Genomic DNA, 25,710 nt, shown 5'->3' with positions numbered 1-25,710 from the left:
ACGCGCCGTTACCCCGCCTACGGACGAGGTACCGGAAAGAGTGGGTGCCGTTAGTGCAACGCCCGATTCGTGTCAACCAATGACTTGGCAGACTTTGGCCGAAACCTTGACGCGGGCCGCTGAAATGCGACTCCCACATGTCGACAACGCGCATAGCGACTCGTTTGCCGCTCGCGATTGCCGTCGCGCGTGCTATGGCACATTCATGATCCGCGCAAAAGCCCGCCTGCTGCCGCTTTTCCTCGCTACAGGTCTCGCCGCCTGCTCGTCCGCCGGCACTTATCCCTCGCTTGCCATCCGTCCGGTGGAGCGCGCGACGCCTGTCGTGCAGAATCCTTCGGCCACGCCCGTCCCCCTGCCGCCGCCCAGTGCGGATACCGTAACGCGAATCAACGGCCTGCTCGCCTCCGCCCGTGAGGCGGACAGCCAGTTTGCCGCGCGGCGCACCGCTGCCGAACGCGCGGTTTCTGCCGCCGGGTCTTCGACAGGCAGCGATTCCTGGCTTTCCGCGCAAGTCGCGGTCTCCGCCTTGCAGGCAAGCCGCGATCCCTCGATCGCGGCACTGGCCGAACTCGACACGATGTTCGCAACCGCCCGCGACGCCTCGCCCAACGAAGAATCGCCCACCACCAAGAGCATCGCCGCGGCTCGCGACGAAGTGCAGGCGTCGGTAACCGCGCAGGACGAAGTGGTCTCGCGACTCAACGCGCGACTTGGCACCTGAGATCAAGCTCCTGCCCGCCGGTCACCCCCAGCGGGCAATATCCTCGAAATCCTGCTCGCGCGGCTCGATCCAGTGCCATTGGCCGTCGCGCCGCTCGCGCTTCCAGAACCACGATTCGCTCTTGAGGTGGTCCATCGCGTAATCCGCCGCGGCGAAAGCGTCGCGGCGGTGGCGCGCTGCGGCGGCGACCAGCACGATCGGCTCGCCCGGCATCATCGTCCCGCTGCGGTGGACGATCAGCAGCCCGTCGAGATCCCAGCGCCCGCGTACGCGTTTGGCAAGATCGCACATCGCCGGCAGCGTCAGCGGTTCGTAGTGCCGCAGTTCCAGCGCCTCCACCCCTTCGCCGGCGCGTACTTGCCCTAGAAAGCTGACCACGCCGCCGGCGTGCGGCAGCTCCGCCGTGAAGGCGCCGAGCAGGGCTGCGGGATCGAAAGCGGCGGCGAGCAGGCGAACGTCGTTGCCCACCTCAGCCTCCGGAAACGGGGGGCAGAAATGCAAGTTCATCGCCATCGGCCAGAACAAGTTCGTACTTGTCCGCCACAAGCGCGCCGTTGATTGCCACCCTCACCTTTTCGCTGACGACCGCATCGGCCAGTTCGGGAGGAAAATGCCCGCCCAGCCAGCCGATCACATCGTACCAATCGAGCGGCGCACTGGCGGCGATATCCTCACCCGCGCGCCCCGCCACGTCCTCCAGACGGCCAAGAAACACCAGCTTGGCCCGCATCCTCAGCCCCCGGTCATCGACATGTGGCGTGCCAGGGCGGGCGCGGCGCCATGCCCCTCGATAGCGAAATGGTGCCGCTCGGGCTTGATGCGCATCGCCATGTCGAGCCCGGCGTCGAGCGCGGCTTCCGGGTTCTCACCCCGCAGCGCCGCGCGCAGATCGACGCGCTCGTTGCCGCCGAGGCAGGCGTAGAGCTGGCCCGTGGCGGTCACGCGGATGCGGTTGCAATCTTCGCAGAAATTCTCGGTAAGCGGGGTTATCAGCCCCAGCCGTCCGCCCGTCTCCGCCACATCGAAATAGCGGGCCGGGCCGCCGGTACGGTGCGCGCTGGGCGTCAGCGTCCAGCGCCGTTCCAGATCCGCGCGCACTTGGGGGAGCGGCAGGTAGTGGTCGAAGCGGTCTTCCTCCACCTCGCCGAGCGGCATGACCTCGATCAGCGTGGAATCGAAGCCTTGCGCGTGGGCCCAAGCCACGATTTCGGGAAGCTCATGCTCATTCACCCCCCGCAGGGCGACGGTGTTGAGCTTGACCGCCAGCCCGGCCGCTTTCGCCGCGGCCAGCCCTTCCAGCACATCGGGCAGCGAATCGCGGTGGGTGATACGCGTGAAAGTCGCGCGGTCGAGCGTATCGAGCGAGACGTTGATCCGGCGCACCCCGGCATCGGCGAGATCGTCCGCAAACCGCGCGAGGTGCGTGCCGTTGGTGGTGAGCGTCAGTTCCTCCAGCCCGTCCCCAAGCTTGCGACCGACAGCGCGGACCAGTTCGATCATATCGCGCCGAACCAGCGGTTCGCCGCCGGTCAGGCGCAGCTTGGTCACGCCCCGGGCAATGAAGCCGAGCGCCAATTTGTGAAGCTCGTCGAGCGTCAGCACATCCTTCCGGGGCAGGAAGGTCATGCGCTCCGGCATGCAGTAGGCACAACGGAGGTCGCACCTGTCGGTCACCGAAAGCCGCAAGTAGGTAATGCGGCGGCGGAACTGATCGACTAGGGGCGTTCGCGCGCTCATGCCCTTGCTATAGCATTGCCCCGGCGCCGGTTCCATCCAGCTGCAACAATTGGCCGGTTATGCCTTCCGCCGCAGACAAATAGGCCGCGGCGGCGGCAATTGCGACGTCCTCGTCGCTTTCCAGTGCATTGACCCGCAGCGGCGCATGATCGCGGGACAGTCCCTGCACCGCCGCCAGCCGCCAACCGCGATGGGTGTGATCGGCAGGTGCGAAGACCAGAGTGAGTGCCGAGCCCGCCGCAAGCATGGCGCGCGCCCGGGGCAGAACATCGGCATGGAACTGCGCGGCGGCATCGAGCGGGTTTTCCGCCAGTGGACCGACACGCAGGATCATGGCTCAGCGGCGCTGCCGGGTGAGCGTGATGCCGATCTTCTCGCCCGCTTCGGCGATGGCAAGCTTGACGATCTTCACCGTCACCGCCTCGATCCGCGCGTCCTGCAGGAACAGCGTTTCGCAGACGTGATCGGCCACGGCCTCGATCAGCTTGAAATGGACGCCCTGCGGCAGCGCATCGCTGGCCGCGAACTTTAGGTCCATGTAGTTCTTGCTCTCGGTGAGCGGTGTATCGGGCGTGTAGCGGTCGATCGGCTTCATCGAGACCTGGATGGTGAAGCGCAGCGGCTGCGGCTTCCCGGTCTCTTCCGAGTAGATCCCGGTGAGAACGTCGTGTTCGAAATCGGCGACTTCGAGGATGAGCGAATCGGTGATGGGGGTCATGGCGGCGGGCTTTAGCCGTTATTCCGCCAGCGTGCGAAGATTGCTGTCGGCAGCAGGCGGCCTTCCCGCTCATCCTGAGCCTGTCGAAGGATGTCTTCACGCACCAAAAGGTCGCCATGTTCGATGGTTCCGGGCAGATCACGGAACAGTTCTTCCATCAGTCCGGCCAGCGCGAGCGACGACATGCGCACCGCGTAGACGGTGAGGAACAGGAACTTGCTTTCGCCATCCAGAAGCTGGCGGCAATCGGCAAGCAGGCCGGGCAGGTTCTCTTCCAGACGCCACGTTTCGCCAGTCGGCCCGCGACCGAACTTCGGCGGATCGAGGATGATGCCGTCATACCGCTTGCCCCGGCGTACTTCGCGCGCGGTGAACTTGGCGGCATCGTCGATCAGCCAGCGGACCGGGCGATCCTCCAGCCCCGCCAGCGCCGCGTTCTCACGCGCCTGACCGACCGATTTCTTCGAGGCATCGACATGCGTCACCGGACCATGCGCCGAAAGCGCAAGCGTGCCGACGCCGGTATAGCCGAACAGGTTCAGCGTATTGGCATCGTCCCGGCCGGCGAGCATTTCGCGCATCCAGTCCCACACCGGCGCCATGTCCGGGAAGAAGCCGAGATGGCGGAACGGCGTGCACTGCGCGGTGAAGCTGACCTCGTTCCAAGCCAAGGGCCAGCCATCGCGCGGCACCGGCTTGTCGAACTGCCAGCGGCCGCCACCATCTTCGTCCGAGCCGGGCACGAATTCACCGTGCGCGTCCCAGTTTTCAAGGCGCGGGGTCCACATCGCCTGCGGTTCGGGGCGCACGAAGCGGTAGTCGCCGTAGCGTTCCAGCTTGCGGCCGTGGCCCGAATCGACAAGGCCGTAATCGTCCCAGCCCTCTCCGGCGAGGATAACGGGTTGGGTTTCCAGACGTGCCATCAGATCTTCGGGCTCGCGTGCTGGGCCACGAAATCGGCGATCGAATCGTAGTCACCGGTCAGGTCGACGCACTTCTCTTCACGCTCGAACAAGTCGCCGACGCGCGCGGGCAGGCCTGAGCGCTGGCCGGTGGCGCGTTCGACCGCGTCGGGGAACTTGGCGGGATGCGCGGTTGCCAGCGTAACCACCGGAACACTGGCATCGATACCGGCATTGCGGGCAGCGAAAAGACCGCAAGCAGTGTGCGGATCGATCAGTTCGCCGCAGTTCTCCCAGGCCCAGCGGATGGCCTGCGCCATTTCGTCGGCATCGGTGCGGGCGGACGAGAACAGCGCGGCTGCGCCTTCACGCTGCGCATTGGTCAGTTGCATGGCCTTGGTCGCTTCGAACCCGGCCATCTGCTCGGCCAGCGCCTTGCCGTCGCGACCGTTCAGATCGAACAGCAGGCGTTCGAAGTTCGACGAGACCTGAATGTCCATCGAGGGGGCGGCGGTCGGCGTGACGGTGCCTTGCGAGTAGTCGCCCTCTGCCAGTGCGCGGTGGAGGATGTCGTTGACGTTGGTGGCGACGATGAGCTTCTCGACCGGCAGGCCCATCTGCGCGGCGACATAGCCGGCGAAAACGTCGCCAAAGTTGCCGGTCGGCACCGAGAAGGCGACCTTGCGGTGCGGCGCGCCCAGCTGGAGCCCGGCGGCGAAGTAATAGACCACCTGCGCCATCAGGCGCGCCCAATTGATCGAGTTCACGGCGCCGATGGCGAAGCGGTCGGTCATCGCCTTGTCGTTGAACATGCGCTTCACGGTGGCCTGCGCGTCGTCGAACGAGCCTTCGATGGCAATGTTGTGGACGTTGGGCGCCAGCACCGTGGTCATCTGGCGGCGCTGCACGTCGGACACGCGGCCCTTGGGGTGTAGCATGAAGATGTCGACTTTGGCGCGGCCGGCCACCGCGTCGATCGCGGCCGAGCCGGTGTCGCCCGAAGTCGCGCCGACGATGGTCAGGTTGCGCTCCGAACGGCCGAGGAATTCCTCGAACAGCAGACCCAGCAATTGCAGCGCCACGTCCTTGAACGCCAGCGTCGGGCCGTGGAACAGTTCCAGCACCCACTGCTGCTCGTCCAGCTGCTTCAGCGGCGTTACCGCCTTGTGCGCGAAACGACCGTAAGCCTGCGTGGTCAGTTCCAGCAGGCGGTCATAGGTCAGGCTGCCCTCGACGAAGGGGAACATGATCTTCGCGGCCAGCTCGGCATAGGGCAGCCCCGCCATCGCGGCGATCTCGCCTTCCGAAAAGCGCGGCCACTCGCGCGGCACGTAGAGGCCGCCGTCCGAAGCGAGACCGGCGAGCGTGGCGCCTTCGAAGTCGAGCGCCGGTGCGCTGCCGCGGGTGCTGATATAATCCATGGGGCGCGGTTAGCCGGAGGGGGGCGAAATGAAAAGCCTGTCGTTGGGCTGACGCGCGAACAATTCCTAAAGGGGGGCGTAGTTCGGCGGTTAGTCGAATGGAGCAAAGACTCAAACGGGACGCGCGGAACTGTGCCTCAAGCACTTCTTCGCTCCCGCGAAGGCGGCGGCCCCGCTTCCTTCTCGCAACGCCAGCAAAGAAAAGCGGGATCCCCGCCTTCGCGGGGATGACGAAGAGAGACGTTAGAGGCCGCGAACTTTGACGCGCTTACTTCCGCCCCCGCTTCATCAAGGCCAGCGCGTAGATCACCAGCGCCGTCGCCGCGAAGAAGAACCACTGCACGGCATAGGCGAAGTGGTTGTTGGGAATTTCGGAAGGGTCCGGAATGGCATTGGCCTCCAGCCCCGCAACCGGCGGCGCGGCCACCAGACGCGGGCCCGGGGCGATCACGCCGTGGAGAGCGCCGCCCGACCAGTCCCCCCCCGCCATTGGCAGGCGCGACCAGCCCAGCACGACAAGCGCCTTCGAACCATCGGCCAGCGTGCATTCGGCGGTCTGCGCCATGCCCGATTCGCCATTGGCATTGCGACCGGCCATGCTGGAGCGATTGGCGGCGCTCACGCAGTCGATGCGGGCGCGGCGGTAGAGCCGGTCTTTCTGCCCTGCCGCATCGCGCGGCCACGACACTTCGGCAGTCATCGTCTGCGCCGCGGCATAGTGCGCGAGCAGCGATTCCTTCTCGTCGAGACGGCGGAGCTGCCAGAACCCAAGCCAGATCATCAGCGCGACGGCAGCGGCGACGACCAGCGTCGGCAGGATCGGAATGCGAGGCAAGTCAGTCTTCCTTGATGCGACCCTCGCCGGCCCGGCAGCGGAATCCGGCGCCGGACAGTCCGGCTATGGCAATGCACAAACCGGCGATTACGAGCATCGCCCACCCCTGTCTCCGTCCCGCATGGAGAGCAGAGACCGAAAAGGGCAGCCGAAGCGGTGTCCGGCTGCCCTTGAGGATTCGGTCACGGGGCCGCGACCCCGTGCGAAATCGATTGATCGCCTGCGGCCATCAGTGCGTCGGGTGGCCCCAATTGCCCCAGACGTAGATCGCGACGAAAAGAAACAGCCACACGACGTCGACGAAGTGCCAGTACCAGGCCGCCGCCTCGAAGCCGAAGTGCTGACGCGGGGTGAAGTCCCCCTTGTACGAGCGCACGAGGCACACGATCAGCATGATGGTGCCGACGATGACGTGGAAGCCGTGGAACCCGGTGGCCATGTAGAACACCGAGCCATAGGTGTTCTGACCGAAGGCGAACGGCGCGTGGATATACTCGTAAGCCTGGATCGAGGTGAACAGCAGGCCGAGCAGCACGGTGGCCCAGAGGCCCTTCTTCAGCCCGTCCCGGTCGCCGTGGATCAGCGCGTGGTGCGCCCAGGTGACCGTGGTGCCCGAGCAGAGCAGGATCAGCGTATTGAGCAGCGGCAGGTCGAACGGATCCATCACCGCTTCGATCGCCTTGGGCGGCCACTGGCCGCCGACCACCTCGGCAATCGTCGAGGGGAACAGCGAGAAGTTGAAGAAGGCCCAGAACCAGCCGACGAAGAACATCACTTCCGAAGCGATGAACAGGATCATGCCGTAGCGCTGGTGAAGCTGCACGACCGGCGTGTGATCGCCGGCGTGGGCCTCGTTGACGATCTTGGAGAACCACGAGAACATCGAGGCCAGCAGGATCGCAAGACCCAACCACGGCACGAAAGCGCCGCCGGGCATCTTGTGCATGAACAGCACCATGCCCGAAGTGAAGGTGAGTGCACCGATCGTGGTAGCCAGCGGCGCGATGTCCGGCGGAAGAATGTGGTAATCGTGGTTCTTGGTACCGGCCATGGCGCCTTCGTCCCCGTTGCTCGAATCTGCCTGTTCGAATCTGTCCGGGGACTTGTGTCGTCCCCGTCATTTATTGTTCGTTGAAGGCCTTAACCGCCCGTCTGCTTGCGGTCCAGTGCCTTTGCATCGCTCCCCGCGTCGGCAACGCCGGTCACATGGAAGGTGTAACTGAGCGTGATCTGCTGTACGTCCTTGTTGTCGGGATCCTTCAGGATTCCCGGATCGACGTAATAGATCACCGGCATCTTCACGCCCTCCCCGGGCTGAAGCCTCTGTTCGGTGAAGCAGAAGCACTGAATCTTGTTGAAGTACCGCGCCGCCTGCTCGGGCTCCACATTGAAGCTGGCAGTGCCGGTTATGACCTTGTTGGAATTGTTTTTGGCCCAGAAAAGCGCCATATCGCGCTCTCCGATGGTCACCGTGTCGGTGCGCTGGAGCGGCCTGAAATCCCAGGGCATGCCGCGCTCGACATTGGCGTCGAAGCGGATCGACATGGTCTTGTCGGTCACCTGGACCAGCGCCGCCTGGGCCTCGTCCACGCGGCGGGTGGTGCCGTCATACCCGGTCACCTGACAGAAGATCCGGTAGAGCGGTACCGAGGCGAACCCCAGCCCCAGCATCCCCACAGCCATCGACAGGGCGATAAACGCGATGCGACGGTTGCTGCGCGTCGCGGTTGCCGCCTGACCGGATGCCGTGTCGGTGCCCATCAGCCCATCTTCGCGATGGAAATGAAGAACACCAGTACCACGAAGGCCGCAAGACCGAGACCCAGCACCCGGTTGCGGCTCTTGCGGATTTGCTCCGGCGTGCGCGCTTCAGCCTCCTTCGTATCGGAAAGGCTGGTCTTCGAGTCCGGCTGGGTCGATTCTGTCATGCGGGATCTTTCACAGGGCGATGAAGCGATCGACCACCAGCGCCGCGAAGAGCGCGAAGAGGTAGAGCACCGAATAGGCGAAAAGCTGCTTCTCAGGCTTCATCGTATCCTCGGCGCCGCTGCGTTCGCGCAGGCCGACCCGGATCGAGAGCGCAAGGAACAGGCTGGAAAGCACAAGGGCCGAGATGCCGTAGATCGCGTGCGTGCCGCCGATCCACCAGGGCAGCACGGAAAGCGGCAGCAGCAGGGCTGCATAGAGCAGGATCTGGCGGCGCGTGGCCTTCTCGCCCGCGACCACCGGCATCATCGGGATGCCGACTTTGGCGTAGTCGCTCTTCACGAAGAGCGCGAGCGCCCAGAAGTGCGGCGGCGTCCAGAAGAAGATGATGGCAAAGAGCAGCACCGGCATCAGCGTGACGTGGCCAGTCACCGCCACCCAACCGATCAGCGGCGGGAAAGCACCGGCGCCGCCGCCGATAACGATGTTCTGCGGCGTGCGCGGCTTCAGCCAGATCGTGTAGACGACGGCATAGTAGAAGATCGAGATGGCCAGGATCGCGGCGGGCAGCCAGCCGACCGCAAAGCCCATCAGGAACACGGATGCGGCGCAAAGCACGCCCGCGAAATCGCGCGCCGTGGTGCGGTCGAGCCGGCCTTGCGGCAGCGGGCGCTTGGCGGTGCGCTTCATCCCGGCGTCAAGGTCCGCCTCCCACCACTGGTTGAGCGCGGCGGCACCGCCGGCGCCCATGGCGATGCAGAGGATCGCGGTGAAGGCGATGACGGGGTGAATGCGCTCAGGCGCGGCAAGCAGCCCGCAGAGGCCGGTGAAGATCACAAGGCTCATGACCCGCGGCTTAGTCAGCGCGATAAGATCGCGCCAATCGGCGGGGAGCGGCTTTTCGATGGTCGAATTGGGACTCGTGGTAGTCATGATTTCTGGCCCATACACCCGCAAGCGCCGCAAAAGCGAGGCCCTGCAAAAGCCGCCGCCCGCAGGCGTCGTCCCGGACCGGGTCCGGGACGACAGGGATCAGATCAGTGGTGCACCGTATCGCCGATGACGGGAAGCGTCTCGAACTGGTGGTACGGCGGCGGGCTGGTGAGCGTCCACTCAAGCGTGGTCGCACCTTCGCCCCAGTAGTTGTCTTCGGCCTTCTTGCCGGCGACGAAGGCATAGATGATGTTCACGAACCAGACGCCGATGCTGACCGCCATCACCATGTAGCCGATCGTGGCAACGTGGTTCCAGTGCGCATAAGCCTCTGCATAGTCAGGATAACGGCGCGGCATGCCCTGGAGACCCAGGAAGTGCATCGGGAAGAAGATCATGTTCACGCCGACGAAGAAGATCCAGAAATGGACGTGGGCGAGGAACTCGGAATGCATCCGCCCGCTCATCTTCGGGAACCAGTAGTAGAACCCGGCGAAGAGCGCGGTGACGGCACCCAGCGACAGCACGTAGTGGAAGTGGGCGACCACGTAATACGTGTCATGCAGCACGTCATCGACGCCGCCGTTCGCCAGGACCACGCCGGTCACGCCGCCGACGGTGAAGAGGAAGATGAAGCCGATCGCCCAGACCATCGGGCTCTTGAACTCGACCGAACCGCCCCACATCGTCGCGATCCAAGAGAAGATCTTGATGCCGGTGGGCACCGCGATGACCATGGTCGCCGCCGTGAAGTACATCTTCGTGTTCACCGACATGCCGGTGGCGTACATGTGGTGGGCCCAGACGATGAAGCCGACCACGCCGATCGCGACCATGGCATAGGCCATGCCGAGATAGCCGAACACCGGCTTCTTCGAGAAGGTCGAGACGATCTGCGAGATGATGCCGAAGCCCGGCAGGATCATGATGTAGACTTCGGGGTGACCGAAGAACCAGAACAGGTGCTGATAGAGCACCGGATCACCGCCGCCGGCCGGATCGAAGAAGGTGGTGCCAAAGTTGCGGTCGGTCAGGAGCATGGTGATAGCGGCGGCGAGCACTGGCAGCGCCAGCAGCAGCAGGAACGCGGTGACCAGCACCGACCATACGAACAGCGGCATCTTGTGCATGGTCATGCCCGGGGCACGCATGTTGAAGATGGTGGTGATGAAGTTGATCGCGCCCATGATCGAGCCGGCACCGGCAAGGTGCAGCGCGAAAATGCCGAAGTCGACGGCGGGCCCGACCGAACCGGACGTGGAGAGCGGCGCATAGACCGTCCAGCCAGTGCCCGCGCCCATGCCCGTGCCGCCCGGCACGAAGGCCGAGAACATCAGCGAGCAGAAGCCCGCCACGGTCAGCCAGAACGAGATGTTGTTCATGCGCGGGAAGGCCATGTCCGGCGCGCCGATCATCAGCGGCACGAACCAGTTGCCGAAACCGCCGATCATCGCCGGCATGACCATGAAGAACACCATGATCAGGCCGTGGGCGGTGATCAGCACGTTCCACATGTGCAGCGTGGCGTTGAAGTCCGAAGGATTGTCACCCACCAGCTTGGCGAAGAAGCCAAGGTACTGGATGCCCGGCTGAGCCAGCTCGGCACGCATGATGCCCGAGACGGCACCACCGATGACCCCCGCGAAGATCGCGAAGATCAGGTACATCGTGCCGATGTCCTTGTGGTTGGTGGACATGAACCAGCGCGCGAAGAACGCCGGTTTGTGATCGTGATCCGCGTGGCCGTGCTCGTCGCCGTGGGCCTGGAAATGTTCTGCGGTGGTTGCCATGTTCGGGACCCTGTCCTTCAATTCGCTCTTATTCGGCAGCTGCGGTGGCGGTTTCGGTGGCGGCGGGCGCCTCCGAGGCCTCTGCCGTGGCGGCAGGAGCAGGCGTTGCGGCGGCCGCGGCAGCAGATGCGGCGGCCGGCTTCGCCTGGCCATCGATCACGCCGCCGGCGTGCGTGAGGACCCAGGCATCGTATTGCGGGCGGGGCAGCGCCTCTACCGCGATCGGCATGTAGCCGTGCTTGGCACCGCACAGTTCGGAGCACTGGCCGTAGTACACGCCGGGCTTCTCGACGAAGAGAACCTTCTCGTTGATGCGGCCCGGAACGGCGTCAAGCTTGAACCAGAGCGAGGGAACCGCGAACGAGTGGATCACGTCGGCCGCCGTGATCTGGAGACGAATCGGTTCGCCCACCGGCACCACCATGCGATTGTCGACCTCAAGGTGCGAGGGGCCGTCCCAGGGCTTGGAACCGACTTCGCGCACGCCGTTGTTGATGGTCGGCTGGCCGGGGATGTTGAGCATGTCCGAAACGACTTCGAAATCGCCGTTATCGGGATAGCCGTAAGTCCAGAACCACTGGTTGCCGGTGATCTTGACAGTCAGCGCACCCTTGGGGGCCGGCTTGTACTGCTTGGCGATGAGATCGATCGAGGGGACCGCGATGCCGATCAGGATCAGCACCGGGAACAGCGTCCACACCACTTCGAGAATGGTGTTGTGGCTGGTTTTCGAAGGCACGGGATTGGCGCGGCGGTTGAAGCGCACGGCAATGATCAGCAGCAGAAGCAGCACGAAAATGGTGATCACGGTGATGATCGGCATCAGCACGATGTCGTGCATCCACGCGCCATATTCGCCAAGCTTCGAGAACTGCGGCTGAAGCCCGATGGCGCCGGGAACCGGCATGCCGATACCCGGAGTCGGCTTCATCGGCGTGTAACCCGCGACGGGGGCCGCAGCTTCCGCCGCAAGCGCGGGAATGCTGGCTGCCACACAAAATGCCGCGGCAGATGCCGAAAATGCCAGTTTCAGTGCCTTTGCAGCCTCTCCCCGATTACGAACGGTGCCCCAATTACGAACGGTCTTGCCCAATGTCATGGATTCAGCGCTTTCCCGTTTCTTATTCGCGCCAGAGACTCGTCTCAGTGAGTCGCCTCCCAAGCGCGCACCCCTGTTGCGGAGGCTTTTTGCCCCCCTTCTGCGGGGGCTATACGCGCGCTTGCCGCGTGTCTCAAGCGCCTCTAGGGGATTTTCGCTCCCGTATGGCGCGATATCGCGCATGAACATTGCAAATTGCACCAAAGGATTACGCCCCGATGCAGGAAGAAGAAGTCCTCGCCGAGTTCCGCGCCAGCAAGGCCTTGCTTGAGGGGCATTTCCTGCTTTCCTCGGGCCGTCACAGTGCGCATTACCTCCAGTGCGCGCGCGTTCTGATGAACCCCGACCGGGCGGCGCGACTCGCCGTCGCCCTTGCCGCAAAACTCCCCCACGATATTCGCAGGGCGATCAACAAAGTGGTTTCGCCGGCCATGGGCGGCGTCATCATCGGCCAGGAAATGGGCCGCGCGCTTCAGGTCGATGCGATGTTCGTCGAGCGTCCGACCGGCACTTTCGAGCTTCGCCGCGGCTTTTCGCTCGAACCGGGCGACAAGGTGCTGATGGTCGAGGACGTGGTGACCACCGGCCTTTCCAGCCGCGAAGCGATCAAGGCAATCGAGGAAGCCGGCGGCGAAGTGCTCGCGGCAGTGTCCCTGGTCGACCGTTCGGGCGGCTCGGTGGACCTTGGCGTGCCTTACTTCCCGCTCGTCGCGCTCAATTTCCCGACTTACGCGCCTGATGAACTGCCGCCCGAACTGGCCGCCACGCAGGCCGTCAAGCCCGGCAGCCGCGCCCAGCCCTGACCGTCTGTTCCGTGGCCCGGACGAAGGACCGTCCCGGCGCATTTTTCGGCATCGATCGTGCTGCCTGTCGGACCGCCATCGCCCCTGCGATTTCGGTCCGACAGGCCACGGAACCGGAATCGACGCAGCGAAACGCAAGGATGTGTTGCCCGCACCGGCCATCCCAATTATCTGCTGCCATGCACCGCGCGCGGCAATCCTGCTCTCGCGCCACCGTCCCGCAAATATCGCGATCCCGGATATCCCGGGGGCTTGCCGATTGACGTGTTTTCCATGGTGAACTGCCGATGACTTCCGTGCTCAATCCCTCCCGCCTGCGTCTCGGCGTCAATATCGACCATGTGGCCACCATCCGTAACGCACGCGGCGGCTTCCACCCCGATCCGGCCCGCGCGGCCGAGATCGTCGCGGCGGCCGGCGGCGACGGCATCACCGTCCACTTGCGCGAGGATCGTCGCCACATCCGTGACGAGGACCTGGTCCGCGTCGCTGCCGCCACCGGGCTGCCGATCAACCTCGAAATGGCCGCGACCGACGAGATGCTGGAAATCGCGCTGCGCCACCGCCCGCACGCCGCCTGCATCGTGCCCGAACGGCGCGAGGAGCGCACGACCGAGGGCGGGCTGGACGCGGCCGGGCAGCACAACCGCCTCGCCCCGATCGTTGCGCGCCTTGCCGACGCGGGCGTGCGCGTCAGCCTTTTCATCGCGCCCGAGCCCCGCCAGATCGAGGCCGCCATGAAGCTCGGCGCCCCGGTGGTGGAGTTTCACACCGGCGAATACGCCCATGCCGAGGGCGAACAGGTCGCGGTCGAACTGCGCCGCATCGTCGACATGGCCGCGCTGGCCGCCAAGAACGGTATCGAGCCGCATGCCGGGCACGGCCTCACTTACGACAACGTCCAGCCCATCGCCGCGATTCCGCAACTCGCAGAACTCAACATCGGTCACTATCTCATCGGTGAAGCCATTTTCTGCGGACTGGAGGCGAGTGTGAAGAAGATGCGCGCCCTGATGGACGAAGTGCGGTGATCGTCGGCCTCGGCTCCGACCTCTGCAACATCGAGCGGATCCAGAATTCGCTCGACCGCTACGGCGAACGCTTCCTGAATCGCGTCTTCACCGATGTCGAGCGCGCCAAGGCCGCCCGACGGCCGCACACCGTGGCGGGCACGCTGGCCAAGCGCTTCGCGGCCAAAGAAGCGTTTTCCAAGGCGGTCGGCACCGGTTTCAAGGCCGGGGTCTTCATGAAGGACATCGGCGTCGTGAACGCGCCCTCGGGCGCGCCCACGCTGGCCTTGACGGGCGGCGCGAAAGCGCGGCTCGACGGGATGGTGCCGGCAGGCTACGAGGCCGTCATTCACCTCACACTCACCGATGACCACCCATGGGCCCAGGCCTTCGTCATCATCGAAGCCCGCCCCCTCCCCCAATCCTGATTCGAGTTCTGCGCCCTGGACATGGCCGAAGACTTTCCCGAAACTTCCGCACCCGAACACGCACCCGCTCCACAGAGACCGGCCGACAGGGAAAGGGTGAACTGGCTGCACGAGCTGCGCGGGCTCGCGCTCATGCTGCTGGGCGTGCTGGCGTTCCATTCGCTGATCGCCAAGCCGTTCTACATCCCCTCGATCTCGATGATGCCCAACCTGCTGGTGGGTGACCGGCTGGTCGTGTCCAAGTATCCCTATGGGTGGAACTGGTCCTCGATCAGCTTCCACCTGCTGCCGCGCGGCACCTGGCACTTGTTCGAGCGCACGCCCGAATATGGGGACATCGTCATCGTCGTGCCCGGCAACCGCAAGGCCGACCTCATCAAGCGTGTGGTCGCCCTGCCCGGAGACCGGATCGCGGTGATCGACGGGCGCATTCGCATCAACGGCAAGTTCGTGCCCCGCGAAGTGGAACCGCCGGTGCGCATTCCCGCCGACGATGCGCTGCGCTGCGAAGGCGATGCCGAGCCCGGCCACTGCTATGACGGCTTCGAGCACTTCCGCACCCGCCTGCCCAGCGGCAAGGAAGTTTACGAAATGCCAACCTACCGTGAAACCTTGCCGAACGGTGCCCGTTACGATGTAATCGATTATATCGATCAGGAACTGGACAACTATCCGGAGATCAAGGTGCCCGCAGGCCATGTCTTCCTCATGGGTGACGACCGCGACCGCTCGGCGGACAGCCGCGCACCGTTCGAAACCGATATCTTCGGCCAGCCCGGCGGCGGTCTGGGCGGGCCTGTTCCGCTGACCGACATCGGCGGCCGCGCTGAATTCATCACCTTCTCGCTCGACGGCACACAGACCTGGAACCCGCTGACCTGGTGGAAGGCCCTGCGCGAGGGCCGCAACTTCTCCAGCCTGCGTCCGCCGATCGACCCAAGCAAGGCCTGGAAATGAGCGGTTCCGGGGGCAGCGACGATCCGACAGGGCATGAGAACCGTGCCGGCCCCACTGATATCGCCGATCCCCTGATCCGCACCGAAGCGCGCAAGGCCTTCGTCTGGATCGGCATGACCGCGTTGTTCGCGCTGGTGGTGTTCCTCTCGCAATCGCTGCTGGTGATCTTCGGCGGCGTTGTCGTCGCCGCCCTGATCGATGGCGGCGCGCGGCTCATCGGCAAAGTGCTCAAGATCCCGCGCGGATGGCGGGTGGGCCTGGTCCTGGTGCTGACACTGGCGTTCGCGATCTGGATGGTCCATTTCGCGGGCAGCCAGATCGCCGCGCAGGCCGCCGAACTGCCTGCCACGATCGAGAGCCAGTTCCATCGCGGCCTGCTCTGGCTGCAACGGCATGGCCTGATGCTGCGCGTGACCGATGTGCGCTCGATCGCGCAAGAAGCGATCAGCGGCGTCGGCGGCGGCATCGGACAGGTTACCCGCATGGTCGGCGGCCTCATCGGCGGGTTGACCACTCTGTTCCTGATCCTCGTGCTCGGCATCTACTTCGCGCTGGAGCCCCGGCTCTACCGCCGCGGGGTGGGCTGGATGCTCCCGCAGGAGCGGCGCGGCCATTTCGAGGCGACCGCCGAAGTCATGGGTCAGGCCCTGCGCCGCCTGCTGTTCGGCCGCATGATCGGCATGACCGTCGAGGGGCTGTTCACCTTTTGCATGCTGGAAATCTACGGCGTGCCGATGGCCACACTGCTCGGCCTCATCACTGGCCTGCTGGCCTTCATGCCCAACATCGGTGCGCTGATCTCGGGCCTGCTGATGATCCTGGTGGGCTTCTCGGGCAGCTATGAGATGGGGCTCTACACGATCTTCGTGTACCTGATGATCCACCTGATCGACGGCTACCTGATCGTGCCGCTGATCGCGCGCAAGACCGTGGACCTGCCGCCCGCGCTGGTCCTCGCTGCGCAGCTCATCATGGGCGTGCTGTTCGGCCTGCTGGGCCTTGTGCTGGCCGATCCGCTGGTGGCGATGATCAAGATCTGGCTCGAAAGACAGGCCGCCCGCAACGACGACCTTACCCCCGCTTCCCCAGAGCAGCCGCCCTCACTATGAGGGGGCCGATTTCGCGAAAGGGACTGCCATAATGGCAACAGGGACAGTCATCACCACCGGCGCGCTCGAATTCCGGGACGCGCTGCCGGCGACGGGCGGCGGGCTGCTCGGGCTCGACCTTGGCACCCAGACCATCGGCACCGCCTTCTGCGACGCCGGATGGCGCATCGCCTCTCCCGGCAAGACGCTGAAGCGCGGCAAGTTCGGCGCCGACAAGGCCCTGATGGAAGCACTCATCGTCGAGCGCTCAATCAAGGGCATCGTCATCGGCCTGCCGCTCAACATGGACGGATCGGAAGGGCCCCGTGCCCAGTCCAGCCGTGCTTATGCCCGCAATCTTGCCGTGCTCGGCCTGCCAATCCTGCTGTGGGACGAGCGCTGGTCGACCACCAGCGCCGAACGCGGGCTGATCGATCAGGACATGAGCCGCGCCAAGCGCGCCACGCGCATCGATTCGGCAGCGGCCGCCGTGATCCTGCAAGGCGCGATCGACGCGCTTTCGGGCGGGATGTTCTGACGCGTCAGCGGCGTTTCGGTGCCGTATCGAAGCGCGCTTCGCCGGTGCGTCCTTTGTTGCGATAAGCGAACCATCCGGCCGCCGTGCTCAGCAGCAGCGTTGCGGTACTCGTGCCCACCGCTGTCGGGACCCGTTCGGGCCAGCCGCTCAGCCACACCATCGCCGTGCATGCGATTCCGCAGAGCATTATGACCAGCGCGCCGCTCCAGTCGATGGATGGCGCTGGGGTCGGGGGACGATCGCCCTTCTCCGCATAGCAGGCAATCGCTCCGGCAAATATGAACAAAGAGGCGCCATCCCGATAGGGCTGCAAGATCGGGACAAGCTCCGGCAGGCGCCAGCCGATGAAGCCGAGCATGAGCCAGGCTCCAAACCCCATCGACCCGACAACCTCGCCCGTCTTGCGGACGCCGCCCCTTGCTCGCTCTAACATCATGACCCCACGCCTCGCTCGCCCTGTTGGCGCTGCGCCTTAGCGACTTGCGCGACCAGTCGGCTGCCCGAGCGCTCCGCCGCCTGCCAGACGCTATCGCGCGCGGCCTGATCGCTCGCTTGGGCCGCCAGCGCCTGCCACGCGACAAGGCGCATGCGTTCGCTCGGGTGGCTGGCGCCGAAGCGCGTGGCAAGCTCGCTCGCCGCCTCGCCGCCGAGCGCCACGGCAATGCGCAAGAAACTCTCCGAGGGACCGTGGCCAAGCAGATCGGTGATCTCGCCGCGCGCCACGTCGAACGTGTGGTGGCTGCCCCAGCCTTGCGCGGGATCGGTGTGGACGAGATCGATGGAGACCGACAGCGTCTCGGGCGCATCGCGCAGAAGAACGTCGCGGCACGCACGGTAATGGATCAGGCGCCCTTCATCGAGCGGGCCCCGCCCCACCAGCCTCAGCGCGATCTGCTCGCCGACGTGGCCGATCACCGCCTCGGGATCGTATTCGTAATCCTCGCCAAGGTAACCCGGCCCGAAATAGCCGAGCGACAGCACGTCGCTCGCAAAATCCTGCGCTTCGCCATATCCGCAGGCGGCAGGCCCGCTGGCGCGATACGCAGCCTCGCGCGGAGACGGCCAGATGCGCGCCCGGATCGAGAAATCGCCCCGGCCCGGCGGCACCAGCATCACCGCCTGCGGCCCGGCGCCGACGAGCCCTTCGGCATCGGCGGGAACCGGCGCCAGCCCCGCGAGCAGGTCCACCAGCACATCGCCCAGAAATTGCCGGTCGTTGCCGAGCCGCTGCAACCAGTTCGCGGCATGCGAGAGGTTGATGTCGTCTTCCGGATCGAAGCCCCAGACCGCCAGCGCTTCCGCGCATTCCGCAAGCGAGGCCGCCGTCGGGTCCCGCCGCGTCATTACCCGCGCCATTGCGCCACCTTCTCCAGTTCCGGCCATTCGTCGATCAGATCGCGCTGAAGCCCCCGGGCAGCCGCGCCCAGCACCTCGTCCTCACCGCCGGCAAGCTCGCCCAGCAGCACCAGTCCGGCGCGGGTATCTAGCCCCAGCACCGCACGCAGCGCCGACCAGCGCAAGGATACAGGCGCCGAACCGGTAACGATCCGCGCCAGCGCCGGCACCGCATCGCGCCGCCCCTGCGCCACCAGCACGGCAATCGCCAGTTCCAGCCGGCTGTCCTCTGACCGCGCCGCCGCCCGGTGGAGCAGGGCACCATCTTCGAGCCGGAATTCGTGCACCGTATCGGGCACGCGAAGCTGCCGCTGGAGGCGCAGGACTACCAGCGCGCCATCCACCGCCCGCATCTGCAAACCCTCACACCAGCCGTCTCGCTTGAGCATCACGCCCGGGCGCAGATCGACTTCGGCGCGTTGCAGGGGAGCGAGATATTCGGTGTCACGCGTCACGCGCTCCGCTGTGCCCGTGCCGGCAAGAACCCGCACCCAGGTTTCGATGGGCGCAAATTCGGCGCTGTGCGGGGTGGGCTGCGCGGCCAGCGCAACGCCGTCATAGACCGTGATCGCGAGACTTGCGGTGCCATCCCGTGCCAGCAACAGCGTATGCGATGTTTTCCGGCGCGCGTGGCGAAGGGGAAGCTGCCCCAGCGGGCTCCGGGCAAGCCCGTTCACCACGCCGTCCACCAGACCGCCGATCACATCGCCGGCAATCGCCGCATCACCGCCGAACAATCCGGCCAGCGGGCGGCAGTCGCCCATTGCCGCGCCCCGCGCAAATTCGCCCAGCGCGGCGAGCACTGGCACCGCCGCCTCGCTCGATCGCCATTGCACCAGCACAGCCGACAGCTGTCGCTGACCGCTTTCCCAGTCCGTATCTTCCGTTGTGAAACCTGACATGACCGTACAGAATCGCCCCGCGTCGTCGCGCTCAGGCGCCGGGGTGGAACTCGTAGAGGCAGGCCAGCAGTTCCGCCTGATTGTCGTCCAGCGAATGCAGCCGCGACGCATCGGCGAGTGAGCCGAACAGGCCCGTCAATCGATCAAGCTCGGGAATCCGGGAAATGTCGATGTGCGGCAAGGTCGTTCCCGCCGTCGTGATGCCCCGTGATGTGGTCTGCTGCAAGTTGTCCCCCTTGGCGTGATGGCTTGGGCATTAACTGGACAAAGGTGCCGCACTCAGACGCGCAACGTGAATTAATTCCCTGCAATTGTAAAAGGATAATTGCCAAAGCGCCGCCGCGTAACCGCTGATCGGCGCAAATCCGCGCGAAGCATGGTTAAGGCTGAATATGTATCAGTGCGGGGCCCGCAAGATGACAACAAGGCCAGCGTGATCGCCGCCTTCCTCACCCGATTCGAGCGGGCGGCGTGCCGCGTCGGCACGGGCGCGGGCGAGGACGGCATCGCCGACGCCCTCTTCGTAAAGCAGGAGATCGGCGGAGCCCAGCAACCGCGCCTCGCGCAGCGTCAGGTCTTCGGGATCGTGGCTGCGCAAGCGCACTTCCACCCGGCCGCCCGCGCCCGCCGCCGCGCTCGCCAGCCATCCTTCCACGCGAGCGGCGGCGCCGTCTGCCAGCGGATCGAGCGCACCGCCCTGCCCAAACGCGGCATCGAGCGCGCGGCGGCGGTCACCGGCATCGGGAAAACGCGCACGCAAAGTGCCGCGCGCAGCATGCAGAGCGTCGGCAAGCTGCCCCAGCGAACCGGGCAGCAGTGCCTCGAACCGCAGCCGGAGTTGCTTGGCAAGCCCTGCCGAAGCACCGCCGGTGCCGATCGCCACCAGCACGGGCGAACGATCGAGCACCGCAGGCGCCGTGAAGTCGCAAAGCGCGGGTCGGTCGACGACATTGACGAGCATCCCCGCCTGCCGCGCCCGCAGCGCATCCGCCTCGGCCGCGGCGTCGTCCTCATGGGCTATGAAAGCGAGCCGGGCACCGGCGTCACGGCCATGGGCGAGGTCGTCGAAAACCACGCCGCCCGCGCGCTCGACCAGCCGCCGCTTGGCCTCGGCCGCCTCGCCCACGCCGAGCACGACGACCGGGCGGCCGCCAACGCGGTGAAACAGGGGCAGGCTCGCGATCATGCCCGTGATCCTACCGCCCGGCGGCCGGTTTGTCGAAATGCGCGCTTACTTGAGCCACTCCGGCACGGTTTCGGCGGCCAGGATCGTGGCGGGTTCGATGCGGCTGGCCACCACGGCCCACTTGTCGCCGTCGACCATGACCTCGGGCACCAGCGCACGGCTGTTGTAGGTGTTCGCCATCGTCGCGCCATAGGCACCGGCAGTGCGGAAGATCGCCAGATCACCGGCGACCACTTCGTCGATCTCGCGGCCCATCGCGAACGTGTCCGAACTCTCGCAGATGGGGCCGACGATATTGGCGGTGATCGTCTTGCCGCTGGGCTTCACCGCCGCAAAATCGTGCCAGGCGTCGTACATGGCGGGACGGGCAAGGTCGTTCATCGCCGCATCGACCACCACGAACGGGTTCACGGTGCCCTGCTTGACGCGCACCACTTCGGTGACGAGCACGCCGGAATTGCCGGTAATCACGCGGCCCGGCTCGAACATCAGGGTGACGCCCCAGTCCTTCGCGACTGAGGCGACCATCGCGCCATAGTCCTCAGGCGTGGGCAGCACATCGCTCGCCTTGTAGGGCACGCCCAGGCCGCCGCCGAGATCCATGTGCGTAACCGCATGGCCCGACGCGCGGATCTCTTCCATCAGCGCGCCCATCTTGATGAAGGCCTGCCGCGACGGTTCGAGATCGGAGATCTGGCTGCCGATATGCACCGCAAGGCCGCGCATATCGAGGCCCGGCAGAACTGCGAGCCGGGCATAGATGCCTGCCGCGCTGTCATAGGAAACGCCGAACTTGTTCTCGGCCTTGCCGGTCGAGATCTTGGCGTGGGTACGCGCGTCGACATCCGGGTTCACGCGGAGCGCGCAGGCGGCGGTAAGGCCCAACTCGGCGGCGACGGCGGCAAGCTCTACGCCCTCTTCCTCGCTTTCGAGGTTGAACTGGCCGATGCCCGCCTTGACCGCGGCGACCAGTTCGCGCCGCGTCTTGCCGACGCCCGAGAACACCACGTCAGCGGCCGGAATACCGGCGGCCAGCGCGCGGTTCATCTCGCCTTCGGAGACGACGTCGGCGCCGTAGCCCTCGTTCGCCAACAGGCGCAGCACCGCAAGGTTGGGGTTGGACTTGACCGCGAAAGCGATGTGCACGCTCGGCAGCGCCGAAAGCGCCTCGCGGAACACGCGGGCATGGCGGCTGAGCGTCGCGCGCGAATAGACGTAGACGGGCGTGCCGACTTCGCCGGCGATAGCGGCCAGCGGCACGTTTTCGGCGAAGAGTTCGCCGGCGTTCAGAGCAAAATGGTCCATGGGATCTCGGTGTCAGTGGCTCATTCGGGCGGCGGGAGATCGTAAGGATCGTCCCCTCGCGTCTCGGAGCGTGTGCGCAGCTCGACGCTGCGTTCGGGAATGGCGAGCGTGGGCGGAGTCAGCAGTTCCGCCGGTTTGGGCTGGACCGCGCGGCCGAAGGGCGCGGGCGGCAACTGCTCGCCCTGTTTCACCGCCAGCGCCGCGCGCTGCCCGCAGCCCGCAAGGGCGGCAAGCGGCGCGAGAAGCAGGATGAGGGCGGCAGTCTTGCGCATCACGTTCACTCCAGACCGAGCGCCGACCGGGCTTCGGCCACACGCAGACGTACCTGATCGGGCGCGGTGCCGCCATGCGACTTGCGCGCGGCGACCGAAGCCTCGACCGAGAGCGCCTTGAATACGCGCTCGTCGATGCGGCTGTCGATGGCCTTGAGGTCCTCCAGCGGCAATTGATCGAGCGCGACGCCGCGCTGCTCGGCCAGCTTCACGGCCGAACCGGTGATGTGGTGCGCCTCGCGGAACGGAATATTGCCTTCACGCACCAGCCAGTCGGCCAGATCGGTGGCGGTGGCGAAGCCCAGTTCGGCCGCGCCGCGCATGCGATCGGTGCGGAAGCGGGTTTCGGCGACCATGCCGGTCATCGCCGCGATGGAGAGCGCCAGCAGGCTGGCCGCCTCGAACACCGGCGGCTTGTCGTCCTGCATGTCCTTCGAATAGGCCAGCGGCAGGCCCTTCATGGTGATCATCAGGCTGGTCAGGCAACCGACGATCCGGCCCGAATGGCCACGCACCAGCTCGGCCGCGTCCGGGTTCTTCTTCTGCGGCATGATCGAGCTGCCGGTGGACAGCGAATCGGGCAGTGCCACGAAGCCGAAGGGCTGGCTGGCCCAGATGATGAACTCTTCGGCCAGGCGCGAGAGGTGCAGCGAGCACTGGCTGGCCGCCATCAGGTAATCGAGCGCGAAATCGCGGTCCGAAACCGAATCGAGGCTGTTGTCGGTCGGCGCGTCGAAGCCGAGCGCCTGCGCGGTCATGAAGCGATCGATCGGGAAGCCGGTACCGGCCAGCGCCGCCGCGCCCAGCGGGCTGCGGTTCATACGCTTGCGCGCGTCGGCAAAGCGCGAACGGTCGCGGCCGATCATCTCGTAATAGGCCATCAGGTGATGGCCCAGCGTCACCGGCTGCGCGGTCTGAAGATGGGTGAAGCCCGGCATGATCGAATCGGCATGCTCACCGGCGCGGGTAACGAGCGCCTTTTGCAACGCTTCCAGCCCGGCATCGGCCTGATCCATCGCATCGCGCACCCAGAGGCGAAAATCGGTGGCCACCTGATCGTTGCGCGAACGGGCCGTGTGCAGGCGGCCGGCGACCGGGCCGATCAGTTCGGCAAGGCGGCCCTCGGTGGTCATGTGAATGTCCTCAAGGTCCCAGTTTTCCGGGACTCCCGAGACTTCGTACTCGGCCGCGACCGCATCCAGTCCGTCGCGGATCGCCAGTGCATCCGCGTCGGTCACCACGCCGCAGGCCGCCAGCATCGCGACGTGTGCCTTGCTGGCCGCGATGTCCTGCCGCCACAGCGCCTTGTCGAAGGGGATCGAGGCATTTATCTCGCGCATGATTGCCGACGGTCCTTCCGCGAACCGTCCGCCCCACATCTGGTTGGAGCTCCCTGCCTTGCTGTCTTCCAAATCGCTCAAGTCGCTTGTCCTGTATTCGATCGCGGGGGCCGGCGCGCTCCTCGCCGCGGGCTGCGATAGGCAAAGCGGGAAGGAGGCGCAACCGCAGGCTAGCGAAACCGCCGCCCAAGCGCCCGCCTCCCCCGACAAGACCGCCGACAAGCTCGACCGTTCGCACAAGGGCACGCCGATTCCGGCCGTGACCGTGGTCGACAATACCGGCGAGAGTCTGGATCTGACCTCGCTCAAGGGCAAGCCCGTACTCATCAACCTCTGGGCAACCTGGTGCGCGCCCTGCATCGCCGAGATGCCGACGCTCAACGAACTCGCCGGCAAGTCCGATTCGCCCTTGCAGATCCTGCCGATCTCCGAGGACACGGCGGATATCGGCAAAGTCGTGGAGATCCTGCATCGCCGCAAGCTCGACCACATCGAGCCCTGGCATGACGAGCACGGCGATCTTGGCTTCCAGTATGGCGGCAACCTGCCCGTCTCGATCCTGTTCGACAGCCAGGGCAAGGAAGTCTGGCGCTTTACGGGCGGCAACGACTGGACCAGCCCCGAAGCGCAGAAGCTGCTCGCCGAAGCGAAGTAAGGCGCCGCCGACGCCGAGAAGGCGCTGCGCGGAGTGCACGGAACGGGGTGTGAAAGCCCTGTCGCCGTGTGTACCGGCAGCGTCTTTCACGGCATGATTGCCGTCGGCACAGCCGGAAAACCCGCGCGCCTTCTTCGCAGGCGCCGCAAAAAATGCCTTCCGTTCGCGGCATTGCAGCATATCCGTTGCAGGAACGCGCAGGCCCTGCGATAGGCCCCGGCCCCTTCAGCTTGAACATCGAGGATTCCCCTATGTCGACCGGCACGGCCGCCGCCCGCTCTGTCGGCATCGACTTCGGCACCACCAATTCGGTCATCGCACTGTCGGACCGCGATGGAGAGGCCGATCTCGTCGAATTCGCCGCGCCCGGAGGCGTCAGCTCGGTGTTCCGCTCGGCGCTGTGCTTCTGGCAGGAAGAAGGCGTGCGCGGCGGGCTGGCGCACGAGGCGGGGCCTTGGGCCATTTCCGAATTCCTTGAATTCCCGCAAGGCTCGCGCTTCCTCCAGTCCTTCAAGTCGGTCGCCGCCAATCCCGCCTTCGAGCATGCCAGCCTGTTCGAGAAGCGGCTGCGCTTCGAGGAACTGGGGCAAGTCTTCCTGACCCACTTGCGCGACCATGCTGGCAATGCCCTGCGCGATCTGCCCGACAGCGTGGTGATCGGACGTCCGGTCCGCTACGTCGGCGCGCGGCCCGATGCCGCACTGGCGCGCACCCGCTACGATGCGATGTTCGCCATGCTGGGGCGGCAGGTCCACTACGTTTACGAGCCGATCGGCGCGGCATTCAGCTTCGCCTCGCGGCTGACCGAACCGGCGACGCTGCTGGTGGCGGACTTTGGCGGCGGTACCAGCGACTTTTCCATCGTCCGGGTCGAGGCGCCCGGCGCCGCGAAGCGCTGCGTGCCGCTGGGCTCGGCCGGTATCGGCATCGCCGGCGACCGCTTCGACTATCGCATCATGGACCACCTCGTCCTGCCGCTGCTGGGCAAGGGCGGCACCTATCGCTCGTTCGACAAGGTGCTGGAGATCCCGCCGGGCCATTTTGCCGACTTCGGAGACTGGTCGCGGCTGGCGCTGATGCGCAACCGCCGCACGCTGGAGCAACTCGCGAAGCTGAAGCACGGCGCCACCGATCCGGCCGCCATCGCCCGCATGATCGCGGTGGTCGAACATGAACTGGGCTTTGGCCTCTACGAGGCGGTCGGCCAGCTCAAGCGCGCGCTTTCCAGCGACGAACACGGCGCGCTGCGCTTCCATAGCGACAACCTCAATATCGAATCCGAAGTCAGCCGCGCCGATTTCGAAAGCTGGATCGCCCCCGATCTCCAGCGCATCGGCGAAACCGTGGACAGCGCGCTCGCCAAGTCGGGGCTGGAGGCGAATCAGATCGACCACGTGTTCCTGACCGGCGGCTCCTCGCTGATCCCGGCCGTCCGCCGCCTGTTCGAAGAGCGTTTTGGCGACAGCCGGATCGCCAGCGGCAACGAACTGACCTCGATCGCCCACGGCCTCGCCCTGATCGGGCAATCTCCGGACCTGTCGGAATGGATCGCTTCGGACGAGGATGAGGGCTGAGACCTCGGCGCGGGTTGGAACGCGGAGAAGAAGCGGGGCCCCCGCCTTCGCGGGGGCGACGGTGGTTTTGGTGCGGTTGCGGTTAGTACGGCGGCGGTTTGGTATGGTGGCTGTTTAAGGCGGCGATTGGAGCGTTGACGGTTGGACGCCGTGACGCTGGCGCGCGGTCTGC

31 protein-coding genes are annotated in these 25,710 nt (G+C 65.8%); 9 read left to right on the top strand and 22 right to left on the bottom strand.

From position 1 onward, the window contains the following. Nucleotides 1–205 precede the first annotated feature (205 nt). The gene (locus EDF56_RS19075) at nucleotides 206–724 is read left to right on the top strand and encodes a hypothetical protein (protein WP_132390408.1); all 519 of its coding nucleotides are present in this window, start codon (nucleotides 206–208) and stop codon (nucleotides 722–724) included. 21 nt (nucleotides 725–745) lie between these two features. On the opposite strand, the gene EDF56_RS19070 is transcribed toward EDF56_RS19075, so the two are convergent. The 14 genes from EDF56_RS19070 to coxB all read right to left on the bottom strand — a co-directional run bounded on the left by EDF56_RS19070 (nucleotide 746) and on the right by coxB (nucleotide 11,980). After that, nucleotides 746–1,192: a molybdenum cofactor biosynthesis protein MoaE gene (locus EDF56_RS19070; protein WP_243652691.1), complete on the bottom strand. Its 447-nt coding sequence runs from the start codon at nucleotides 1,190–1,192 to the stop codon at nucleotides 746–748. A gap of 1 nt (nucleotide 1,193) precedes the next feature. Beyond that, nucleotides 1,194–1,454, bottom strand: a complete 261-nt coding sequence (locus EDF56_RS19065; RefSeq protein ID WP_132390404.1) for a MoaD/ThiS family protein — start codon at nucleotides 1,452–1,454, stop codon at nucleotides 1,194–1,196. Nucleotides 1,455–1,456: 2 nt separating this feature from the next. Continuing rightward, nucleotides 1,457–2,461, bottom strand: a complete 1,005-nt coding sequence (moaA, locus tag EDF56_RS19060) for a GTP 3',8-cyclase MoaA (RefSeq protein ID WP_132390402.1) — start codon at nucleotides 2,459–2,461, stop codon at nucleotides 1,457–1,459. A 7-nt stretch (nucleotides 2,462–2,468) separates the two neighbouring features. Beyond that, nucleotides 2,469–2,795: a Rossmann fold domain-containing protein gene (locus EDF56_RS19055; RefSeq protein ID WP_132390400.1), complete on the bottom strand. Its 327-nt coding sequence runs from the start codon at nucleotides 2,793–2,795 to the stop codon at nucleotides 2,469–2,471. Between the two features lie 3 nt (nucleotides 2,796–2,798). Next, entirely contained in the window at nucleotides 2,799–3,170 is a 372-nt protein-coding gene (locus EDF56_RS19050; protein WP_132390624.1) for a dihydroneopterin aldolase, read from the bottom strand. Nucleotides 3,171–3,190: 20 nt separating this feature from the next. Then, nucleotides 3,191–4,102, bottom strand: coding sequence for a class I SAM-dependent methyltransferase (locus EDF56_RS19045; RefSeq protein WP_132390398.1), 912 nt, complete (start codon nucleotides 4,100–4,102; stop codon nucleotides 3,191–3,193). Continuing rightward, the gene (gene thrC, locus EDF56_RS19040) at nucleotides 4,102–5,502 is read right to left on the bottom strand and encodes a threonine synthase (RefSeq protein WP_132390396.1); all 1,401 of its coding nucleotides are present in this window, start codon (nucleotides 5,500–5,502) and stop codon (nucleotides 4,102–4,104) included. The genes EDF56_RS19045 and thrC overlap by 1 nt, the downstream gene beginning before the upstream one ends. Nucleotides 5,503–5,770: 268 nt before the next feature. Then, complete coding sequence (locus tag EDF56_RS19035; protein ID WP_132390394.1) at nucleotides 5,771–6,337, bottom strand: SURF1 family protein; 567 nt, start codon at nucleotides 6,335–6,337, stop codon at nucleotides 5,771–5,773. A 229-nt stretch (nucleotides 6,338–6,566) separates the two neighbouring features. Then, entirely contained in the window at nucleotides 6,567–7,388 is an 822-nt protein-coding gene (locus EDF56_RS19030; protein WP_132390392.1) for a cytochrome c oxidase subunit 3, read from the bottom strand. 89 nt (nucleotides 7,389–7,477) lie between these two features. Then, nucleotides 7,478–8,098, bottom strand: coding sequence for a cytochrome c oxidase assembly protein (locus EDF56_RS19025; protein ID WP_132390390.1), 621 nt, complete (start codon nucleotides 8,096–8,098; stop codon nucleotides 7,478–7,480). Beyond that, nucleotides 8,098–8,265, bottom strand: coding sequence for a hypothetical protein (locus EDF56_RS26035; protein ID WP_165912231.1), 168 nt, complete (start codon nucleotides 8,263–8,265; stop codon nucleotides 8,098–8,100). Before EDF56_RS26035 ends, EDF56_RS19025 begins: the two co-directional genes overlap by 1 nt. Nucleotides 8,266–8,275: 10 nt before the next feature. Beyond that, on the bottom strand, nucleotides 8,276–9,196 hold the full coding sequence (locus tag EDF56_RS19020; RefSeq protein WP_132390388.1) for a heme o synthase: 921 nt from the start codon (nucleotides 9,194–9,196) through the stop codon (nucleotides 8,276–8,278). Nucleotides 9,197–9,300: 104 nt separating this feature from the next. Continuing rightward, nucleotides 9,301–10,986, bottom strand: a complete 1,686-nt coding sequence (gene ctaD, locus EDF56_RS19015) for a cytochrome c oxidase subunit I (RefSeq protein ID WP_132390386.1) — start codon at nucleotides 10,984–10,986, stop codon at nucleotides 9,301–9,303. Between the two features lie 28 nt (nucleotides 10,987–11,014). After that, nucleotides 11,015–11,980, bottom strand: coding sequence for a cytochrome c oxidase subunit II (coxB, locus tag EDF56_RS19010; RefSeq protein WP_347812992.1), 966 nt, complete (start codon nucleotides 11,978–11,980; stop codon nucleotides 11,015–11,017). Between the two features lie 323 nt (nucleotides 11,981–12,303). Here coxB and pyrE point away from each other — a divergent pair, with 323 nt between their 5' ends. From pyrE to ruvX, 6 genes are all read left to right on the top strand, one after another. Next, nucleotides 12,304–12,888: an orotate phosphoribosyltransferase gene (gene pyrE / locus EDF56_RS19005; RefSeq protein WP_132390382.1), complete on the top strand. Its 585-nt coding sequence runs from the start codon at nucleotides 12,304–12,306 to the stop codon at nucleotides 12,886–12,888. Between the two features lie 287 nt (nucleotides 12,889–13,175). Further along, on the top strand, nucleotides 13,176–13,919 hold the full coding sequence (locus EDF56_RS19000) for a pyridoxine 5'-phosphate synthase (RefSeq protein ID WP_132390380.1): 744 nt from the start codon (nucleotides 13,176–13,178) through the stop codon (nucleotides 13,917–13,919). Then, nucleotides 13,916–14,326: a holo-ACP synthase gene (acpS, locus tag EDF56_RS18995; RefSeq protein ID WP_132390378.1), complete on the top strand. Its 411-nt coding sequence runs from the start codon at nucleotides 13,916–13,918 to the stop codon at nucleotides 14,324–14,326. The genes EDF56_RS19000 and acpS overlap by 4 nt, the downstream gene beginning before the upstream one ends. 21 nt (nucleotides 14,327–14,347) lie before the next feature. Then, entirely contained in the window at nucleotides 14,348–15,283 is a 936-nt protein-coding gene (gene lepB, locus EDF56_RS18990; protein WP_132390376.1) for a signal peptidase I, read from the top strand. Further along, nucleotides 15,280–16,392 (top strand): AI-2E family transporter, encoded by a 1,113-nt coding sequence (locus tag EDF56_RS18985; protein ID WP_132390374.1) that lies wholly within the window; start codon nucleotides 15,280–15,282, stop codon nucleotides 16,390–16,392. Before lepB ends, EDF56_RS18985 begins: the two co-directional genes overlap by 4 nt. Before the next feature lie 31 nt (nucleotides 16,393–16,423). After that, nucleotides 16,424–16,909: a Holliday junction resolvase RuvX gene (gene ruvX, locus EDF56_RS18980; RefSeq protein ID WP_132390372.1), complete on the top strand. Its 486-nt coding sequence runs from the start codon at nucleotides 16,424–16,426 to the stop codon at nucleotides 16,907–16,909. Between the two features lie 4 nt (nucleotides 16,910–16,913). Here ruvX and EDF56_RS18975 read toward each other — a convergent pair whose 3' ends face one another. From EDF56_RS18975 to argH, 8 genes are all read right to left on the bottom strand, one after another. Further along, on the bottom strand, nucleotides 16,914–17,267 hold the full coding sequence (locus EDF56_RS18975; RefSeq protein ID WP_132390370.1) for a hypothetical protein: 354 nt from the start codon (nucleotides 17,265–17,267) through the stop codon (nucleotides 16,914–16,916). 74 nt (nucleotides 17,268–17,341) lie between these two features. Then, nucleotides 17,342–18,253, bottom strand: a complete 912-nt coding sequence (locus EDF56_RS18970) for a transposase (protein WP_243652690.1) — start codon at nucleotides 18,251–18,253, stop codon at nucleotides 17,342–17,344. After that, entirely contained in the window at nucleotides 18,253–19,206 is a 954-nt protein-coding gene (locus tag EDF56_RS18965; RefSeq protein ID WP_132390366.1) for a hypothetical protein, read from the bottom strand. Before EDF56_RS18965 ends, EDF56_RS18970 begins: the two co-directional genes overlap by 1 nt. Before the next feature lie 31 nt (nucleotides 19,207–19,237). Then, nucleotides 19,238–19,432, bottom strand: a complete 195-nt coding sequence (locus EDF56_RS18960; protein ID WP_132390364.1) for a hypothetical protein — start codon at nucleotides 19,430–19,432, stop codon at nucleotides 19,238–19,240. 171 nt (nucleotides 19,433–19,603) lie between these two features. After that, nucleotides 19,604–20,392, bottom strand: a complete 789-nt coding sequence (locus EDF56_RS18955; RefSeq protein WP_132390362.1) for an NAD(P)-dependent oxidoreductase — start codon at nucleotides 20,390–20,392, stop codon at nucleotides 19,604–19,606. Between the two features lie 45 nt (nucleotides 20,393–20,437). Then, on the bottom strand, nucleotides 20,438–21,697 hold the full coding sequence (gene lysA / locus EDF56_RS18950; protein WP_132390360.1) for a diaminopimelate decarboxylase: 1,260 nt from the start codon (nucleotides 21,695–21,697) through the stop codon (nucleotides 20,438–20,440). A 20-nt stretch (nucleotides 21,698–21,717) separates the two neighbouring features. Continuing rightward, nucleotides 21,718–21,969, bottom strand: coding sequence for a hypothetical protein (locus EDF56_RS18945; RefSeq protein WP_132390358.1), 252 nt, complete (start codon nucleotides 21,967–21,969; stop codon nucleotides 21,718–21,720). A gap of 5 nt (nucleotides 21,970–21,974) precedes the next feature. After that, a complete protein-coding gene (gene argH / locus EDF56_RS18940) occupies nucleotides 21,975–23,348 on the bottom strand; it encodes an argininosuccinate lyase (protein WP_132390622.1) in 1,374 nt (457 codons plus the stop codon). Between the two features lie 19 nt (nucleotides 23,349–23,367). Here argH and EDF56_RS18935 point away from each other — a divergent pair, with 19 nt between their 5' ends. Both EDF56_RS18935 and EDF56_RS18930 read left to right on the top strand, forming a co-directional pair. After that, nucleotides 23,368–23,964: a TlpA disulfide reductase family protein gene (locus EDF56_RS18935; protein ID WP_132390356.1), complete on the top strand. Its 597-nt coding sequence runs from the start codon at nucleotides 23,368–23,370 to the stop codon at nucleotides 23,962–23,964. A gap of 251 nt (nucleotides 23,965–24,215) precedes the next feature. Beyond that, nucleotides 24,216–25,538, top strand: coding sequence for an Hsp70 family protein (locus EDF56_RS18930; RefSeq protein ID WP_132390354.1), 1,323 nt, complete (start codon nucleotides 24,216–24,218; stop codon nucleotides 25,536–25,538). Nucleotides 25,539–25,710 lie beyond the last annotated feature (172 nt).

Source organism: Novosphingobium sp. PhB165 (assembly GCF_004341845.1).
In the GTDB taxonomy this organism is placed as follows: Bacteria; Pseudomonadota; Alphaproteobacteria; order Sphingomonadales; family Sphingomonadaceae; genus Novosphingobium.
Note: the sequence above shows the minus strand (reverse complement) of the source record. Positions and strands in the feature narration are given on the sequence as shown.

Excerpts from the sequence above, each read along its gene's own strand:
- EDF56_RS19075 (WP_132390408.1), top strand. The coding sequence starts at position 206 with ATGATCCGCGCAAAAGCCCGCCTGCTGCCGCTTTTCCTCGCTACAGGT.
- EDF56_RS19065 (WP_132390404.1), bottom strand. The coding sequence starts at position 1,454 with ATGCGGGCCAAGCTGGTGTTTCTTGGCCGTCTGGAGGACGTGGCGGGG.
- moaA (WP_132390402.1), bottom strand. The coding sequence starts at position 2,461 with ATGAGCGCGCGAACGCCCCTAGTCGATCAGTTCCGCCGCCGCATTACC.
- EDF56_RS19055 (WP_132390400.1), bottom strand. The coding sequence starts at position 2,795 with ATGATCCTGCGTGTCGGTCCACTGGCGGAAAACCCGCTCGATGCCGCC.
- EDF56_RS19045 (WP_132390398.1), bottom strand. The coding sequence starts at position 4,102 with ATGGCACGTCTGGAAACCCAACCCGTTATCCTCGCCGGAGAGGGCTGG.
- thrC (WP_132390396.1), bottom strand. The coding sequence starts at position 5,502 with ATGGATTATATCAGCACCCGCGGCAGCGCACCGGCGCTCGACTTCGAA.
- EDF56_RS19030 (WP_132390392.1), bottom strand. The coding sequence starts at position 7,388 with ATGGCCGGTACCAAGAACCACGATTACCACATTCTTCCGCCGGACATC.
- EDF56_RS19025 (WP_132390390.1), bottom strand. The coding sequence starts at position 8,098 with ATGGGCACCGACACGGCATCCGGTCAGGCGGCAACCGCGACGCGCAGC.
- EDF56_RS26035 (WP_165912231.1), bottom strand. The coding sequence starts at position 8,265 with ATGACAGAATCGACCCAGCCGGACTCGAAGACCAGCCTTTCCGATACG.
- EDF56_RS19020 (WP_132390388.1), bottom strand. The coding sequence starts at position 9,196 with ATGACTACCACGAGTCCCAATTCGACCATCGAAAAGCCGCTCCCCGCC.
- ctaD (WP_132390386.1), bottom strand. The coding sequence starts at position 10,986 with ATGGCAACCACCGCAGAACATTTCCAGGCCCACGGCGACGAGCACGGC.
- pyrE (WP_132390382.1), top strand. The coding sequence starts at position 12,304 with ATGCAGGAAGAAGAAGTCCTCGCCGAGTTCCGCGCCAGCAAGGCCTTG.
- EDF56_RS19000 (WP_132390380.1), top strand. The coding sequence starts at position 13,176 with ATGACTTCCGTGCTCAATCCCTCCCGCCTGCGTCTCGGCGTCAATATC.
- lepB (WP_132390376.1), top strand. The coding sequence starts at position 14,348 with ATGGCCGAAGACTTTCCCGAAACTTCCGCACCCGAACACGCACCCGCT.
- EDF56_RS18985 (WP_132390374.1), top strand. The coding sequence starts at position 15,280 with ATGAGCGGTTCCGGGGGCAGCGACGATCCGACAGGGCATGAGAACCGT.
- ruvX (WP_132390372.1), top strand. The coding sequence starts at position 16,424 with ATGGCAACAGGGACAGTCATCACCACCGGCGCGCTCGAATTCCGGGAC.
- EDF56_RS18975 (WP_132390370.1), bottom strand. The coding sequence starts at position 17,267 with ATGCTCGGCTTCATCGGCTGGCGCCTGCCGGAGCTTGTCCCGATCTTG.
- EDF56_RS18970 (WP_243652690.1), bottom strand. The coding sequence starts at position 18,253 with ATGACGCGGCGGGACCCGACGGCGGCCTCGCTTGCGGAATGCGCGGAA.
- EDF56_RS18965 (WP_132390366.1), bottom strand. The coding sequence starts at position 19,206 with ATGTCAGGTTTCACAACGGAAGATACGGACTGGGAAAGCGGTCAGCGA.
- EDF56_RS18955 (WP_132390362.1), bottom strand. The coding sequence starts at position 20,392 with ATGATCGCGAGCCTGCCCCTGTTTCACCGCGTTGGCGGCCGCCCGGTC.
- lysA (WP_132390360.1), bottom strand. The coding sequence starts at position 21,697 with ATGGACCATTTTGCTCTGAACGCCGGCGAACTCTTCGCCGAAAACGTG.
- EDF56_RS18945 (WP_132390358.1), bottom strand. The coding sequence starts at position 21,969 with ATGCGCAAGACTGCCGCCCTCATCCTGCTTCTCGCGCCGCTTGCCGCC.
- argH (WP_132390622.1), bottom strand. The coding sequence starts at position 23,348 with ATGTGGGGCGGACGGTTCGCGGAAGGACCGTCGGCAATCATGCGCGAG.
- EDF56_RS18930 (WP_132390354.1), top strand. The coding sequence starts at position 24,216 with ATGTCGACCGGCACGGCCGCCGCCCGCTCTGTCGGCATCGACTTCGGC.